This window comes from Sphingobacterium sp. UBA7038 (assembly GCF_002494055.1).
Taxonomy (GTDB): domain Bacteria; phylum Bacteroidota; class Bacteroidia; order Sphingobacteriales; family Sphingobacteriaceae; genus Sphingobacterium; species Sphingobacterium multivorum.
In genome coordinates, this window is record NZ_DLAV01000011.1 from 43,123 (window position 1) to 59,737 (window position 16,615).

Genomic DNA, 16,615 nt, shown 5'->3' on the forward strand with positions numbered 1-16,615 from the left:
GTGGTTTGAATATTCATGGTGGTTTCATAATTTTTTATTCTGATTTCCAGCAATAGGTGCCTACTGCTCCAGCAGCTAACTTGATCATGCTGAATTTACCCTTATACTGAACTTTTACCTCCCGATCATAGAATGAACTGTTTGCAACAATCAGGACAATCTCTTTTTTGGGAGTAAGAAACGCAACATTGGGCAATACTCCACTATTCTGTACTGTAGTAACGCGTTTGATATCCGCGTTTTCCTCGTCCGTGGTAATGTCAATACCTTGATCATAAGGAGCATTGGAGGAAACACGTACCGATCCCGGCGGAACGAATTTTGAAATATGTGCAACAACGTAATAGGCCACATTTCTTGATACCTGATCTCCATCAATGGTAAGTGCGCCCTGACATATGGCACATCCACCATTATCTGTATGGGGATCATTATTGGGATCTGCGGCCAAATTCCACAATATCATATTCCGGCTCCAATTGCGCATGGTTCCGATAACAAGGCGTTCGGTCTGGTAGGCAAGGTTGCTGATTTTACTTTGGCTAGATTGAATGACCATCTGTTCTGTAAAATAGATATTTTTGTCAGGTCTAGCTTGATGCACCAATGACATCGTACCAATGTCACCTCCATAGTGGTGGAAACCGGATCCATCTACATATGGACCAATAGCAGGGTCATTCAACAGGGTCAATGGATAATCTGGTCTATCACAATTATGATCAAAAAGAATAATTTTTGTATCCGGCTTCAATTTGTTAAAGACGGGCAGTAAGTGGTCTCTTAGAAAATTGCGCATCTGCGATACAGAAAATGGCATACTGGGAGTATTCCTCGAATTGAGTGGTTCATTTTGCACGGTGATCATATGAATAGGGATCCCATTTTTTTCCATTTCCTGTACATAACGTAAAAGATAACGGGCATATACAGGATAACAGTCCGTCCTTAATGAGCCGCCTTGAAACAGCTGTCCCACTTTCATCCACACAGGAGCAGTCCAGGGCGAAGCCATAATCTGAATTTTGGGGTTGATGGCCAAAATTTCTTTGAGTACAGGAATGACATGTTCGTAATCATGCCCCAGGCTGAAATTCAAAAGATCCGGATCTGCCTGGCCACCACTGAGATCATTATAGGTATAAACAAAGCTATTTAGATCGGATGCACCAATACTTAAACGGATAGCACTAATGGCGATTCCATCTCCGGCACTGAAAAGTTCGTGTAGAAGCTTAGACCTTTTATCGGGTACCATCTGATGTATCAGTTGGGCACTACCACCCGTCAGCGCAAACCCAAATCCATCAATAGTCTGGAATGCCTGTCTTTCGTCAATAACGATAGGTAGTTGACGCCCCCGTGATGTCGGCTCGAATACTGCCGGCGGCCCTGCGGAAAGCTGCGAAAGAGGCTGATCGTGGGTCACCCACTGGTTTAATTTGTGTTCTTGCGCCTTCAATTGAAAAACAGATAGGATCGCAAATAATAAGGCATATAATAATTTTGGATTTGGTCGTCGAATAATCATAATTTGTGAGCCTAGTCTGAATATTACAATTGGTTATCTTTTAACATCTCTACAGCAAATTTACTTGGTAAAGCTTACCTCGACTAATACTATTTTAGCAGTAGGTAATTCAATTCGAACTAAAAATCATCAAAACAACACGTAAACATCACTTACGGCGTATACTATTTTATCTCCAAATTGGCCAAACTAGTAAAAAAAGCAGTAAACTGCTCCTCTAACACCAATTACCAATCACTAGAATACAACACTGTTAGGGATAAACTAGACTCGGATAATTGACATAAAAATCATTTGTAGCCACTTTAATGGCATTGAAATTACCGTAGTTATCATTTTCCCATGGATTTTTCCATGCACATACGCCTGCGTACCCGTTCCAATAGCTTTGTTTGTAATAATTGGCCAGAGTAATATTCCAATTGCCGGAATTATTATAGGATGAGCTGTTGACATCATACCCCGGTGTTTCTCCGATCAAGACAGGTTTATCACCATTATCTAACCAATAGCCGATGGTCGTGGTAAATGGCGCCCCGGAGGATTGCCACTGGTACCAATGGGGTGAATAAAAATCTAAATAGGCGTTGGAATTGTTGTACTGCGCCTGCAATTTTGCATTGCTATAATTATTGCCCCCATAGGTATCCCATGATGTGTACCTATCGCTGTTAAAAATAATCCACATTGAACCTACCGTCACCGGCTTGGTAGAAAATTGGTTTGTCTTGGCCGCACACCATGCAATGAAACGCACGACATTGTTCTTATTTAAATTGCCACAGTTTGCATCACGCCACATATGCTCTGGCTCATTGCAGATATCATATCCCATAATGGTGGGTTCATTTTCATAACGCTGCAGAAAGGGGACAAGAAAATATTCGGTATACCACTGGGTTTTGTTGACGTCATTGATGATCTGCCTAAATTGATTGTACTTGCTGCTGGTATTCTTTACCATATCAAATGACCAAAATGTAACCAGCAGATACACTCCCTTTGATTTAGCGATCTGAACGAGTTGGTCCATATCTGTCCAGAACTGACTACTGGCACCTGTGACAAGACCGTCACCGTTTAAAGACGGACTATGGCTCCCCGACCCATGCACCCAGATTCTAGCAAGGTTAATTTTATTATCCTTATAACGCTGAAACTCATTGCTCCACCAGGTGTAATCAAAATTTCTACCTAAAAAATCTAAAGTATAATCGCTTTGCTTTTGCCAGGCTGTGTTGATACCATTGAAAAAAATCTGCTTTGAGGCAACATAAAATTTATTGCCCGAAATAGTCACGGCATCAGTGATTGAAGCCGGAGCAACACCATTGTTCAAAGCCATCTTTTTCTGCTTGGGCAGAGATTCTGCAGCCTGATCAAAAGCTTTTTTTTGGCAGCTGTATGACAATATGATCAAGCAGATACACCATAATTTACATAAAGATCTCATAATTGTTTATTTTGGTTATTCTAAGATAGTGAGCTAACGATATTGCTGGCTAATACTTTATTAACAAATAGTTGTACAAGGGTGTAATTATTCTACTCACCCAGCATAATTACCTGATCGGAACCGTATAATGCTTTGATCTTAGCCTCACTGTTCTTTTCAAAGACCAATTCTGACCAGCCCATAAAAAACACCCAATTGGGCTGGTCTTTAAGTACCTCAAGTGACGGTAATACCTGGCACTCTCCGATCGCCATTGGCCTTCCTGCTGCTACACGAACGATCGCATCATACTTTTCATTACTAAACCCCGTGTGATCATCGTATACATCAAGCGAAACAATATCCCAATAGGATCTTCCGGGATTATACAGCTCGACGTCAGTATCCAGGCTTTGAAAATCTTGAACATTCCAAACCCAAATTAGATTATCGAGCTCTTTTTTCTTAACCATAAAGTCATGTACATACCGGTAGAGTCTAGCGGTGCCTTTTTCTCCCGGGCGTCCCCCCCACCAAAATTTCCCCTGATTCATCTCATGAAAGGGCCTGAACAGAGCGATGACCTTGTTGTCTTTCAATCGCTTTAGATAAACTGCAATTTCTTCCATCATCGAGACTAATTTACCATGCTCTAAGGTCCCTTCTATAAAAAGGTTTTCCCACTGGCTGTCTGTCAAATGACTTAAAACGCCACGTCCGTCATCCCAGCTACAAGGTTGTCCATTGACAGGGTTGCAGGCGTGCCACATGATATTAACAATTGCACCCTGATGGAATTGGCTGATAGCCTCATCAATCATAGTGCTCCTGTGATCAATATTTTCCTGCTGAAATAAAAAATCACCGCTCCACAGCTTCGGATATCTACCTACTAGTTTGTTTATGGCATTGGTCCAGCGGGCAGGCTCACTATTGGGTTCGCGATTGTGTATACCACCAATAACACGCTTTCCCTTAATCCGGGATAGGTAATCCATTATCTTTTGCTTTTCTTTTTTAGCCGACCACGAAACAGAATCATTGACCTGCGTATTTGCCGCCAGCGATTGGCTAGTCAATGTTTTACAGCCGATCCCGGTGATCACGATTAATGAACTACATAGTAGCGCTAGTGACTTGAATATATTTTTTTCCATAATAGGTGATTTGTTACTGTCATTACTTAATAATATAAAGCTTCTCTTTTTTAGATCCCACAAAAAGATCTTTCAATAATATTTTTCCATCCTGATGATCTTTCAGCTCTTCTGCCTGATATTTTAATGTAAGCGGGTCAAATGATTGGATCTCCTTTTTGTTTCCGATGATGTCCAAAATCTCTACGCTACTACTAAAAACCTCATTCGTGGGATTGTAAAGATAGATATAGAGTTCCTCGCCACATTTTACGCCATAGGCTTCAAGCCTACCGGCTTTTAATGCCAATGGCTTGAATTCTCCTTTTCCATTCAGCAACATACGGTCGCTCAATTGCCGTACCCCACGATAATAAGGTAGCATATCCCTATTCTGAAAGTATTCCCACCACCAGCTCATCGGTAGGATCGGTGTTGATGAGAAAAGCCCATACCAGAGACCCCGTTTGAAATCTAATTCCATCTCATATGCAAAATCATCAAAATTTTGCTGCCAATCCCATTCATAGCCAAACTCGCCAATGACATAAGGCTTTTTATGTTTTGTGGAGTATGCATTGATTTCTGAGGGTATCAGATCAGTATGTTTGTAAATGTGTTTTTGATTGATATCTATTGCCTCGATATCATTGAGCCCCGGGATATCTCTATGGGATATGCTGGTAGTAACAATGTGTTTATATGGATCTATCTTTTTTAAATAGGTAGCCATTTCAGTATGCCATTCTACAATAGCTTTAGAAGAAATCGGCTTTTCCCGACCATTAAACTGTATATTATCTACTTCATTCAGAAACTCCCACATAGCAATATGCGGTGAATACCCCCAGCGTGACACAATGTAGCGCAAACGATTTTTATAAAGCGTTTTAGCCTCTTCGGCTGCAAAAAACTCGTCCGTCGTCTTTACCCCTCCGATATTATCGGATCTGAAATTACCCATTCCCAAAGTAAGCATAACATATAAATCGAGTGAATCGGCAAGATCGACGAGATGATCGAGCCGGCGTACTGCGCTGGGGTTAAAATGAGCTGGATCTGACTGGTAGCGATCATTGTTGAATCCGTCCTGAAAATCTATGGGCAAATTCCAGGGACAGATCCAGGTCCTAAAGAAATTGCCGCCATTTTCAGCAAATTCGGCAAGCATACGGTCATAATTATAAACGGAAGCATTTTGGTGCAGTGCTGCATAATATTTTGAATCGTCTTTACGCCTTGATTCCCAACAGATGTTTTCGGCTATCCCACGAAAGGATGTACCGTTATCAAATTGTAAGGACCAGTTATTTTTAACACTTAGAAATCCTTTTTCTGCCGTTTCCCGCACCCGCGCATCGAATTTCCTAGATGTGGCGACTATTTTTCCATTTTTGCTCAATACGAACTTAAAATGATAATCGCCATGCTGTCTGGGTGAGAACCGGGCATTCCATTCTGAAATATCCCCAGATTGCCCCTTTACATAAAAGCACGGCTGAAGCAGTACCTCACCTGATGCTGTATATATCTCCATGTCAAGCTTAATGTCTTCCTGCAAATAAGGGTTTGTCCAGGTCGATTTAAGTTTTATAACGAAATCCATCCGTCTTCCTTGAAGTGCTGCTGACTCCTTAAAATCGACAGAAATAATCTGGGAAAATGTAGTTACTGGAAATATGAAAAAAAAGATTATTCCAATTAAAAAGCGCATACCTGATTAATTGACGGTTACACCATCGGCCAATACATACATATTGGGGAGGTCCTTTGAAAATAAACTTATACTGCTCCTAAATAGCGTTTTGAAATCATCGGCTGAGGGATGCCCTTTCCATGGTCCATAGAAATGTATCCCTTGCTTTAATGGATCGTATTCATTTCGCCACATAACGACCATACTGATTTTTTTACCAACGAGTGGAGTGAGGATCTGCTCGGTCCAATAACTGACATAGGGTACATTACCATTTCTGATCCCTTCAATTCCTGTTTCGGTAACACCAGCAGGCTTTTTCTTTTCTAAAGAAAGCTCTTGCAACGCGTTTAAATTGGAAAGAAACGCTTGGGTATTTGTACCATGATAACAGTCCATACCGATAAAATCGACTAATTCATCCCCCGGCCAGCGGAATAGCAGATCTTCTTTCCGTCCATTATTGTCCCGTTGTGGCGATATCGCAAAAATAAAATTATGTACCCCTTTCGCTACTGTCAAATAAGATAACGTAAACTTCCAAAGCGCTATAAACTCTTCACTAGTCGTACAAGAACTTCCCCACCAGGACCAGCTTTGGGTATGTTCATGAAAAGGTCTAAAGATAACAGGAATCAATTTGCCATTGCCATCCTTCAATGAAAGTGCAAACGTGGCGAGATTATCCAACCAACTTTTAAATTTTAAATTTGTTGCACTTCCATCGGTCAAAATTTCTTTAACAACTGTTTTTGATGAATTGTCCCATGAATCCCCGCCCGTCAAGGGATTGTTTAGGTGGCACATAGCGGTAATAACTTCACCACGGGAACGCGCTTCAAGGATAGCCTTTTTACGGGCCTCGTTTAAAGTCGCTCTGGTACGGCGGTCATCCATCAATTCAGCAAAATCAACACTAAAAACTGCGGGGTAGTCGCCTACAATTTCGTAAACGTCAGATCTACCGGCAACTTCCTTCCATTCTCTGCCGTAGATCAGATCATCATGATGGCCAAACATAAAGCCTTTGTCTTTTATCTTCCATAATTGGGAGTAGAGCGCTTTAGTTTCTGCCGTCGCCTGCTTGTCAAATAATCGGAGTTCGATTTGTGAGGGTTTTTCTCCGGGCTTTTGATCTGTGGCCGGATCAGCCTTGGTACATGCCGTTCCACCTATTAAGATGGACACGGCATACATAAATAACTTCTTCATGATTTGGATCAATTACGCTTTTTCACTTCCACCCAATATCTTCTGGGCTTTTTCACAAACTTATCATAGTCTGTATAGATTGCAGACCAGTCGTCATTACCGTTCAATGAAAAAGCAAAAGCATTGTTAACAATTGTTTTAGCCTGTTTATTGCCAAGATCCTCGGTACCAGGACCAAGAAAACTACAATTTACGCTGCTTCCATCTGCGGCAATTAGCGTCAAGATATCGGTTGTGTAGTCCCGCTCCCATTTCCCTTCACCCTTCGGTATTTTACGATAAAATTTATTGACATCTGTTTTGGGGTCTGGTGTATAAATGAAATTGGCATATTTTCCGTCAGCGCCGGCATCATTTACAAATGTACCCGTAGTTTTACCTGTCGGTGTTACTCCTGTCAGTTTAAAGGTTATGCTATTATCCAATTCCACTTGAGGACCATCAGATACAGGCCATATCCATGGTTTACTCGTTAAGGATAAAACCGCGCCACCACCATATTCAGGCCCTGTACCACCATAAAGTACAAGTCCGGTAATATCGTAGGTACCGAGGATCGTTTCGGTAAAAGGCTCGACGATGACCTCCCATTCTCGAGATTCACCTGTCTCTGCTGTCACGGTATAATTATACTTATAGTTGCCGGCAAGAAAATTGACTTCAGAACCAGAGGCAGGCGAAACAGTAGCGCGATAAGATTGTTGGATCACAGGTTTCACTTTGGAAAAGTCAGTATTGTCCTCCACCAATACTTTTACTTTCACTGTCCCAGCGGCCCTGTCTACAACTGCTGCTCCTATCTGCGTAAAGCCTGTCCCCATGGAAAAGTTTTCAATGGATTTCTCATTGCTCTCGACTCCCTTATAGGGATCCTTTTTACAACCAAAGACTGTAAAAACCAATATCAAATATGCTGCAAAACCAGCTTTATATGTTTTCAGATTCATAATAAAATAGTTATGGTTTCAATAATGGGTTTGTATCAATTTCACGCTGTGGAATTGGAAAAAAGTATGCTCCTGAAGTGATGGATTTACCATACTTTTCTACCAAAACTTTTTCCATCAGATGATTGCGTCGTAAATCAAACAGCCTATTCCCTTCAAATGCAAGCTCTAGTGCACGTTCTTCAACTACTGCCTCACGAAATGCAGCGACCGATAGATTTGCTGTAAGCGGGCCTAGGCCTGCCCGGCTACGGATTTTATTCACCGCAGCATATCCCTCAGCTGTAGGACCAGCAGACTCTGCATAAACCAGAAGAATATCCGAATAACGTATCACCGGCGAATTGGTACTCATTTTATCTGCATCCCGAAGTGGATCAATGTACTTTCGGGTAAAAGGTCGCGAGAAATCCGCAATACCAAGTTTAATGGTTTTGCCATCGGGATTGACAACTTCTGAAACAATAAGGTCTGTTTTCCTCTTATCACTTGAGTTGTAGCTGTTGTAGTGCGCGGCCTCCATCTGAAAATGGTTCCACCCTTTACCAATATTGATTATTGTAGTCTCAGGATCGCTTGGATTGTATGGAATACGCATTGCAAAACCGGGATCAGGCAAAAACATGTTCGGTAATTTGGAATAATTCCCCTCGCGCTCACCTGAGCGATCTACAGCAGCGTCAAATATGTGTTCGGAAACGGCAGCTTTTTTATAAATTTCAGTATTCCAGATATCAGGTAACACACTTGTAAAATTAAAAATTTGCTGATCGTTGATCACTTTTGCGGCATATGTATTCGCTTCAAGATAGAGCTTTGTCGCATCAGTTACAAATTCGTAGCCTGGCGAAGTTGAAGCTTTTGAAGACGCCATATGGAGGTATACCTTTGCGAGTAATGACTGGGCAGCACACCGATTTGCCCTTCCCTCAAAATTTTTAGAAATTGACATCAATTGTTCCCCTTGCTTTAGATCAGCAATGATAACATCGTAAACCTGCTGGATACTTGACTTGGCTACAGGGATCTGCTCGGCCTCAACAAGGGGTTCTAAACGAAGCGGAACTTCACCGAATAGACGCACTAGATTAAAATTGTGAAGTGCACGCAAAAAATAAGCCTCGCCGATAATTTGATTGCGGTCAGCTTCCGCCATATTAGGAACGTTAGGAACATTGGCTATTACGGCGTTAGCACGTGAAATACCACGATAAAGATATGTCCATAGATTATCAAGATCTGAATTTGTCGAGGTAGTCCGTAATTGATCCAGTTCAAAATTTGACTGCCCTGCATCTGCTTTCGCTGTCAGATTCTCAGTCGGCAATTCAGTAATAATGTAATAACCCCTAGAATAATATCCGACTTCAGGCAAAATGGCGTAAGCATAGATCAAGCCTGAAAGCGCATCTTGCCCCGTCTTGTAAAAAGACTTTGAATTAACTATTCCATAAGGCTCTTCTGTTAGTTTAGAACAGGATATAAAAGTACTGCTGATTAGTCCTAAAAGACAAATAGGTATAAAAAGTTTATTGATTTTCATGGCTGTTTAATTTAAAATCCAACGGATAATCCAAGGGAATAAGTTCGAGGTCGTGGGTAATTACCCCAGTTGATTCCATCCAATCCCATCTCGGGATCAAAACCCTTGTTAAATTTGGTAAAAGTCAGTAAGTTATTGCCGGCGGCAAACAACCTTAATGTGCTGATGCCAGCAATCAGGCCCGGCTTAAAATTATAGCCAATGGTAACATTTTGCAGTCTAAGAAAGGAACCGTCTTCAACGAAAAAATCCGAAGCTTTATAGCCTCGCGTATTATTGGCTCTAGGATATAACTGACTTGGGTTATCGGGCGTCCAGCGCTGCACTTGCCTGCTCGGTGTCATCTTTTGAAGATCGAAAACATCATTCCCATATACGCCGTAAAACTGGGCACTTAGGTCAAAACGCTTGTACGAAGCACTGGTATTAAAGCTATAAATGAATTTAGGTGTAGGGTCGCCAATTACTGTACGGTCATATGTAGGATCTATGGTCCCATCAGACTCGCCCTTAGGGCCGCTGATATCGACGTATTTAATCTCACCTGGTAATGCCTCCCGCCCAGTAAGTCCGGCACCTATCCCTTCCTCCAATGTTTGAATTATTCCATTTGCACGATAACCATAGAACGTATACATTGGTTGGCCAACGATAAAATGGTTGACATTCTGACGTACCATTTCAATCAATGATCCTGTGACAACACGGTCACTCTCGCCCATTCTAACCACTTTGTTACGGTTGAGAGCGAAATTGCCACCAACAGACCACTGTAAACCGTCGGTTTGAATTACTTTAGCATTGAGTCCCAATTCGAAACCACGGTTACTTATTTCACCATCGTTTACCCATTGTTGATCAAAGCCTGAGGATGGTGAAATTGTACGCGTACGGAGTAAATCTTTCGTCTGCTTGTCGTAATAATCTGCCGTCAGGGTAAAGCGCTGGTTCATAAACCCGATATCCAAACCAATATCGAAAGATGTTGTCGTCTCCCACTTTAGGCTTTTGTTCCCTAAGCCACCAACGACAGTAAGCCCCTGCTCATTATTGGCTCCGGCCAAGCCCGGACCAAAGCCCGTCATAAAACCATTTTGTGATCCTACAAAATAGCGCTCAGAGCCATAGCGGTCCATGGTCTGATAAGGAGATATCCCCTGATTACCTGTCAATCCATAACTTGCTCTAAATTTCAGCTCGGAAAATGCGCCCAGGTGTTTAATGAATTCTTCTTCACTTATTTTCCAGGCGAATGCTGCTGACGGGAAAAAGGCCCACTTATTATTGTCCCCAAATTTAGTAGAGCCATCTGCGCGACCGGTCAGGGTAAAAAGATACTTATCTGCTAAAGCATAATTTACCCGTCCAAACCAAGAATTCAATGTAGATGAAGAGAGTCCATTACTGAGTGTCTTTGTCTTTGCACTGTTGAGATTTTCATTTTGAAGGTTATCGTTGACAAAATTCATCCCTATCAAATTACTCGTTCTGGTTGTTGATGTCTGTAAAGAGAAACCTCCTACAATATTAAAGCGATGTATATCGTTAAATGTCTTGTTGATGGTGAGATAGTTTTCATTGACTAGCTCATTATTGTTATAGTTGCTAATAGAGCCATAACCTGTATTTTCATAACCTCGAAATGTCACAGTGGCTGGCTCGTAGATATCACCAACAGAATTACCAAACTTAGTACTTAACTGTGTCCTAAACTGAAGCCAATCCGTAAATTTTATATTAGCAAATACTGTAGCCAAGACGTCTATAGTCTTTGACTTGTTGAGCACTTCATTAGCAATCGCTATCGGATTACCAAAATCCGTAGCCGATGTACGAAAATAGTTTCCATTTTTGTCATAAACAGGGAATATACGCGTACGGCCGGCACTCAAATTTTGCCCTTGATTGTTCGTATGTGTCAATATCACATTTGTACCAGCGGAGATAGCCTCAGTTAATTTTTGGTCTAAATTCAATCTGCCGGTATATTTGTCATACGCATTTTTTATCGCGAGTCCCTCTTCCTTATAATAATTACCGGACATGGAGTATTTTGTATTATCTGAACCTCCATCTACACCAAGCGTATAGTTTTGGGAAAAAGGGTTTCGATAGACTAAATCTGCCCAGTCGGTATTGGTGGTCCACTGTGGTTTATTGGGGTCCAACCCGCGCAATTCAGCTATAGACGGAAAGTAAACCCCACTCCTAACTTCGCCTAGATAAGGTAATTGACTTAAAGGAGTCCCCCCATTTAATGCCGCCTCATTTGCATAAACAGCTTCTTCGATGCCATCACGCCAAAGATCAGGTTTGACAGCTAGTGTCGAAATAGAATTTAAAGTGTTTAAAGATATTCTTGGTTTACCGGCTCTTGCCTTTTTGGTGGTAACCATAATAACTCCATTGGCCCCACGCGAACCATATATTGCTGCTGATGAGGCGTCCTTAAGTACTTCGATGGACTCAATATCTTCAGGATTTATCTGTTTTAGATCTCCTGCATCACCCCAGGGAAATCCATCAACAACAACAAGTGGCGCATTGGATCCATTGAGAGAGCTATTACCACGGATACGTACTGTAGCGCCAGCTCCAGGCTTACCGCTTGAAATTGCCACTTGGACTCCAGGGATCTTTCCTTGCAATAATTGATCCACTGATGAAGCCGGAGTCTTGTTTAGGTCCCCACCTTTGAGTGTGGCCACAGCGCCTGTAAGATCACTCTTTTTAACTCCGCCGTAACCGATAACAACCACATCCTCGAGATCGACTGTGGCGGTTGCCAAAACTGCATTTACAACTGTTTGATTATTTAATTGGACGTTTTCGGTCTTGAGTCCGAGCGAAGTGAAGGTCAAAACTCCTGTTCCGCCTGGCACAGAAATCTGATAATTCCCTTTTTCATTTGTGGTGACTGCCTGATTTCCATATTTTACTGTTACTCCAGCTAAAGGCTGACCCTGATTGTCCCGAACGGTTCCGGAAACTAATCGACTCTGAGCAACACTTAATTGAACGGCAAATAGCGCACTGCAAAAAAGAGTATAAGTCGTCAATAAACTTCTTCTCATAATATATAACATTTAGATTTATAAATTGCTTACTATGGGTAACTTCTATTAAGCATACGTACTGTATATCCCTTTCTTAATTGGTTAGCCTCAAGTATTAGACAAATATATTCCAATACCCCACTTAAAGATCAATACTATTTTAACCAAATGTTATACTCAAATTAAAATATACCCCATCTTACAATCAAAACCACAAAATACTATATATATTATTTTAACTCTTAAATGAAAACACGGCTGCCACTGAAGTTGAGTCTATAGGCAGATGGGGTACAATTTTTTTTACGTTTGAATGCCCGGTTAAAGTTGGAAATATTATTAAAACCACATAGGTAACAAATCTCAGCGACTGTATTGCTCGTCTCTATTAACATTCTGGTAGCGTGGCCAAGTCTTATTTCATTGAGATTGTCAATAAATGTTTTTCCTGTACGTTTCTTTATAAACCGGGAGAAAGAAACTTCGGACATATTGACCAGTTCGGCGACGTCATTAAGGGAGATCAATTTGCTGAAGTTTTTATTCATATAATCAAATGCTACATCTAAACGACGGCTTCGAAAATTCAGTGATTTGTCCAAAAGCATATCTCCCTCAACCAGTAGTTCAGTGTCTTTGCTTACCGATAAATCCCGCAAAATTAGCATTAATTTTATCACTGAATCAAACCCCACCGTTTTATGCAAATTCAATATTTCGGGTGCGATTGACTTAATAGTGCTTTTCGAGAATTTTATACCAAAGCTGCTTACTTGCAACATTCTTTTAATAAAATTCAGTTGATTTTTATTTAAAAATTGATCGCTAAATAGATCTTTATTCCATTGCACTGTCACTTCAACAATATTCTTTGATCTACAATTATTATTGAACCAGCCATGTGGCAAATTAGGGCCTGTCAAAACGAGCTCATAATCTCCAATTTCTTCAATCCTGTCTCCGACAACTCGCTGAGCACCGGAAGCATTCAAAATCATATTTAATTCGTACTCCTCATGGTAATGATATGGAAAATCAAATTTATCTTTAATGCGATGAAACACAGTGAAGCATTCTGTTTCTCTTAATGGAGTGACTTCTTTGATCGGATGGTGGCTCATAATTGTTAAAATACTATTATCTAAAATAACACTATAGTTATTAATAAACAATAACAGAACAATCAAATAGTATGAATCAAGCTATTATCAGTTAAAATAGTATTATATTTATGATACTCCCCAAATACTGGATAACTGTTTAAATGTTTAAATTAGCAGTTAATAGATGAAAAAACACGAAGAAAGTTTAGTGCAAGCTTCAAAGCTAAAGTAGCTATCGAAGCTATTAAGGAACAGCAAACGATTCATGAGCTTGCCTCTAAATATGAAGTTCAAGCTACGCAGATCAATACCTGGAAGCGGGAATTCTTAGATAATGCTGAAGCAGCATTTACGACGGATAAGCCTATGGTTAATGATGATTCGAAAGAGAAAGAGCTCTATTCGAAGATCGGCGAACTCCAGATGCAGGTTGATTTCTTAAAAAAAATCTTGGGCAAATGAGCACAGAAGATAAACGTAAGCTTATTTGCCCGTCCCACCACCATCTGAGCATTCATAAACAGTGTAAAATCATAGAACTCCCTCATAGCAGTTACTATTTCAAATCTAAGGGAGTATCTACGCTGAAGCAACAGCTGATGAATGCGATAGATCGCAAATTTCTAGATTGTCCATTTTATGGTGTTAAACGTATGACTGTTCACCTGTGTAAAGACCTGGGGTATTTTGTAGGTGAGAAACGTATTCGGAGGCTTTATAAGCTCATGAACCTTAGGACGATATATCCGAAGAAGAATTTGAGTAGATCAAACAAAGCTGATTATAAGTTCCCCTATCTTCTGAGGAATCTCAAGATAGAACGAATAAATCAGGTGTGGCAGGCTGATATAACCTACATCCCCATGTTCCGGGGTTTTATGTACATGTTTGCTATCATCGATGTGTATAGTAGAAAGATCATGGGTTGGGGAGTTTCCAATACAATGAATGCAGAATGGTGCAGGGATATCATGCTTGAAACGATTGAAAAACACGGTAAACCAGATATTTTTAATACAGATCAAGGCTCTCAATTTACTTCCAGTATCTTTGTTCGTGCGCTGCAAGATGCAGAAGTTCAAATATCTATGGATGGCAAAGGTCGTGCGATCGATAACATTTACATAGAAAGATTTTGGGGTTCACTAAAGAGAGAGAAAATCTATTTGAATCCTCCTAACGCAGGGATGGATCTCTATCAGAAAGTTAACGCTTATGTTACCTTTTATAACACGATAAGACGGCACGATTCGCTTGATGATGAAACTCCAGACACTGTTTATTACGCAAAGAAAGCCTCATAATTGGTCGGTGCAATAAGGAAAGCTGGTGGTAGGTATAATATTTCCCTCTTTTTCAAACACCCTCAATCACTTTGGGGAGGGGATTTGAAAAAAGAAAAATATTAGCAAATACAGTCAAAAATTGAAGATTATATATTAAGTTTGAATTTAGTTGTCCAACAAACCGGCAGTATCATAGAGCTCCTGCCACAATGTGGTGATCAATATGCTCGGCTCTTCCCCCATACGCTTTTTTATATGCGTAAAAGAATTTTTCAAGCGGATTAATCTTGCATTGAGATTTCCGGAGCAAGGTTTCCATGTCCAAATAGTTTTTGACGGTTTGTCTGTGCATGCACAGATGCCGTGCCATGGCACGTATGGAATATCCTTTTTTCTGTAATTCCTTCAGTTGCTCAAACCGCTTTAAGCGGATCCCGCCATGAGCTGAATCCGGAGAGCTTCTGTTTTCAGATAGTGAGCTTTGATTTTCAGCTATTTGTTGATCGTCAACCCGCAACTGCTTATTGGCCAACAAAGCTGTGGCTTTGCTGTAATGCCTAATCAAAACTTTCTGTACAGCCTCACTTAAATTTTTCAACACCTTTTGCTGGTGAAAAATCGCTTTTTTCAATCAACCGTAGTATAGTCGTATCGCTAGTGGGTATAGACAATATGGTACAAATCCGCTGAGCAGGCCTTCCTCCGGCAAGAAGCCCAAGTTGTCTGATCTTACTTTCCAGACGCTCAGTCCTCCGTTTATATGGCCTGAAATGACTCTCGAGCCTCTCGGTGAATATTTTGAACGGACATTCGTCTTGATGACAATAAAATTTACGAGAGCGAAGAATAATTCTGGAAGTTTTACCAAAGACAGGAAGGTCTGCGATCTTGCGGGTGTAATAGCTGTGGATTCTTTTCGAAGTGATGCAGCAGTTTGGGCAGACAGCACTTTGGGTAGTACTCTGCACATAAACTACCAGTACATCTTGCTGGTTATCTACTGATATAATCCTGAAGTTATCACCATCGTCCGAAAAAACAAGTTTTGATGCATTCATTAAAATATGAACGCTAATTGAAGACAAATATAATGGTATTACCACCAAAAGTGGGGAAGAACCAACATCAGCCAGTATGGCAGTTGAATAACAGCTTTAAACGCACTACGCATCCCTAATTCTAATTCAATTTTGAGGGGTCAGCTTGTTCAAGTATATCCAGACTTCACATTTTTTATTTGCTCATGTTTGTTATTGCGATATTCGGAGATGTATACTTTGCAGAAATAAATTAAGCACGAAATTAAAGTAGCTCAAAATTTACCTTTTAACTGGATATGCTGCACCACAGTTTTCAACCGATTGTCTGTGATAGCTATCCTGTCAAATCCTGTTCCTGTCGATTTAAAAGTGTTGATACCGTTTTTAAATCCGCTTTTGATCTGGTTTCCGCTCACATTGATATCTGATGATCTGCGTACCGAAGAAGATTGAATATCGATACCGACCTCATTGGAATCATTCCCCTCAATAATATTTCCCTCTACGGAACAGTTGTCGACCGTATATAACGAGATGCCCGTTTTCCCAACACCCAAAACAACATTTCCGGCAGTTTGATCCAGGGCTAAAAATCCACTTTCAAAATATCTTGTTCAAAAAATTATCCTG

General features: G+C 40.7%; 13 protein-coding genes and 1 pseudogene. 2 read left to right on the forward strand and 12 right to left on the reverse strand.

Annotated elements, in window-relative coordinates; genetic code table 11:
* Positions 1-34 precede the first annotated feature (34 nt).
* From B3H30_RS04660 to B3H30_RS04700, 9 genes are all read right to left on the reverse strand, one after another.
* On the reverse strand, positions 35-1,531 hold the full coding sequence (locus tag B3H30_RS04660; RefSeq protein ID WP_070566733.1) for a glycoside hydrolase family 30 protein: 1,497 nt from the start codon (positions 1,529-1,531) through the stop codon (positions 35-37).
* A gap of 253 nt (positions 1,532-1,784) precedes the next feature.
* Positions 1,785-2,984 carry a hypothetical protein gene (locus B3H30_RS04665; RefSeq protein ID WP_139145006.1) on the reverse strand — a complete coding sequence of 400 codons (1,200 nt, stop codon included), beginning with the start codon at positions 2,982-2,984 and terminating at the stop codon, positions 1,785-1,787.
* A gap of 92 nt (positions 2,985-3,076) precedes the next feature.
* Complete coding sequence (locus tag B3H30_RS04670) at positions 3,077-4,123, reverse strand: glycosyl hydrolase (RefSeq protein WP_083295979.1); 1,047 nt, start codon at positions 4,121-4,123, stop codon at positions 3,077-3,079.
* Positions 4,124-4,145: 22 nt separating this feature from the next.
* A complete protein-coding gene (locus tag B3H30_RS04675; protein WP_070566737.1) occupies positions 4,146-5,816 on the reverse strand; it encodes a cellulase family glycosylhydrolase in 1,671 nt (556 codons plus the stop codon).
* 6 nt (positions 5,817-5,822) lie between these two features.
* The gene (locus B3H30_RS04680; RefSeq protein WP_088162439.1) at positions 5,823-7,010 is read right to left on the reverse strand and encodes a glycoside hydrolase family 26 protein; all 1,188 of its coding nucleotides are present in this window, start codon (positions 7,008-7,010) and stop codon (positions 5,823-5,825) included.
* Between the two features lie 8 nt (positions 7,011-7,018).
* Positions 7,019-7,957, reverse strand: coding sequence for a hypothetical protein (locus tag B3H30_RS04685; protein ID WP_201303565.1), 939 nt, complete (start codon positions 7,955-7,957; stop codon positions 7,019-7,021).
* Positions 7,958-7,967: 10 nt separating this feature from the next.
* The gene (locus B3H30_RS04690) at positions 7,968-9,500 is read right to left on the reverse strand and encodes a RagB/SusD family nutrient uptake outer membrane protein (protein WP_070566742.1); all 1,533 of its coding nucleotides are present in this window, start codon (positions 9,498-9,500) and stop codon (positions 7,968-7,970) included.
* Between the two features lie 11 nt (positions 9,501-9,511).
* Positions 9,512-12,574, reverse strand: coding sequence for a SusC/RagA family TonB-linked outer membrane protein (locus B3H30_RS04695; protein WP_157698540.1), 3,063 nt, complete (start codon positions 12,572-12,574; stop codon positions 9,512-9,514).
* 224 nt (positions 12,575-12,798) lie between these two features.
* On the reverse strand, positions 12,799-13,677 hold the full coding sequence (locus B3H30_RS04700) for an AraC family transcriptional regulator (protein ID WP_070566744.1): 879 nt from the start codon (positions 13,675-13,677) through the stop codon (positions 12,799-12,801).
* Positions 13,678-13,839: 162 nt separating this feature from the next.
* On the opposite strand from B3H30_RS04700, the gene B3H30_RS24840 reads away from it, so the two are divergent.
* Both B3H30_RS24840 and B3H30_RS04705 read left to right on the forward strand, forming a co-directional pair.
* Entirely contained in the window at positions 13,840-14,121 is a 282-nt protein-coding gene (locus B3H30_RS24840; RefSeq protein WP_070566746.1) for a transposase, read from the forward strand.
* Positions 14,109-14,963 (forward strand): annotated as a pseudogene (locus B3H30_RS04705) (IS3 family transposase); the annotation flags it as partial. The gene B3H30_RS24840 and the pseudogene B3H30_RS04705, both read left to right, overlap by 13 nt.
* A gap of 172 nt (positions 14,964-15,135) precedes the next feature.
* Here B3H30_RS04705 and B3H30_RS04710 read toward each other — a convergent pair.
* The 3 genes from B3H30_RS04710 to B3H30_RS04720 all read right to left on the reverse strand — a co-directional run bounded on the left by B3H30_RS04710 (position 15,136) and on the right by B3H30_RS04720 (position 16,542).
* On the reverse strand, positions 15,136-15,576 hold the full coding sequence (locus B3H30_RS04710; protein ID WP_139145007.1) for a hypothetical protein: 441 nt from the start codon (positions 15,574-15,576) through the stop codon (positions 15,136-15,138).
* Positions 15,527-16,003, reverse strand: coding sequence for a transposase family protein (locus tag B3H30_RS04715; RefSeq protein WP_088162440.1), 477 nt, complete (start codon positions 16,001-16,003; stop codon positions 15,527-15,529). Before B3H30_RS04715 ends, B3H30_RS04710 begins: the two co-directional genes overlap by 50 nt.
* 254 nt (positions 16,004-16,257) lie before the next feature.
* The gene (locus tag B3H30_RS04720; protein WP_070566755.1) at positions 16,258-16,542 is read right to left on the reverse strand and encodes a right-handed parallel beta-helix repeat-containing protein; all 285 of its coding nucleotides are present in this window, start codon (positions 16,540-16,542) and stop codon (positions 16,258-16,260) included.
* Positions 16,543-16,615: the final 73 nt, after the last annotated feature.

Bases quoted from the DNA above. Each gene is read 5' to 3' on its own strand.
- B3H30_RS04670 (WP_083295979.1), bottom strand. From the start codon at position 4,123: ATGGAAAAAAATATATTCAAGTCACTAGCGCTACTATGTAGTTCATTA.
- B3H30_RS04675 (WP_070566737.1), bottom strand. From the start codon at position 5,816: ATGCGCTTTTTAATTGGAATAATCTTTTTTTTCATATTTCCAGTAACT.
- B3H30_RS04680 (WP_088162439.1), bottom strand. From the start codon at position 7,010: ATGAAGAAGTTATTTATGTATGCCGTGTCCATCTTAATAGGTGGAACG.
- B3H30_RS04660 (WP_070566733.1), bottom strand. From the start codon at position 1,531: ATGATTATTCGACGACCAAATCCAAAATTATTATATGCCTTATTATTT.
- B3H30_RS04685 (WP_201303565.1), bottom strand. From the start codon at position 7,957: ATGAATCTGAAAACATATAAAGCTGGTTTTGCAGCATATTTGATATTG.
- B3H30_RS04715 (WP_088162440.1), bottom strand. From the start codon at position 16,003: ATGAATGCATCAAAACTTGTTTTTTCGGACGATGGTGATAACTTCAGG.
- B3H30_RS04700 (WP_070566744.1), bottom strand. From the start codon at position 13,677: ATGAGCCACCATCCGATCAAAGAAGTCACTCCATTAAGAGAAACAGAA.
- B3H30_RS04690 (WP_070566742.1), bottom strand. From the start codon at position 9,500: ATGAAAATCAATAAACTTTTTATACCTATTTGTCTTTTAGGACTAATC.
- B3H30_RS04695 (WP_157698540.1), bottom strand. From the start codon at position 12,574: ATGAGAAGAAGTTTATTGACGACTTATACTCTTTTTTGCAGTGCGCTA.
- B3H30_RS04665 (WP_139145006.1), bottom strand. From the start codon at position 2,984: ATGAGATCTTTATGTAAATTATGGTGTATCTGCTTGATCATATTGTCA.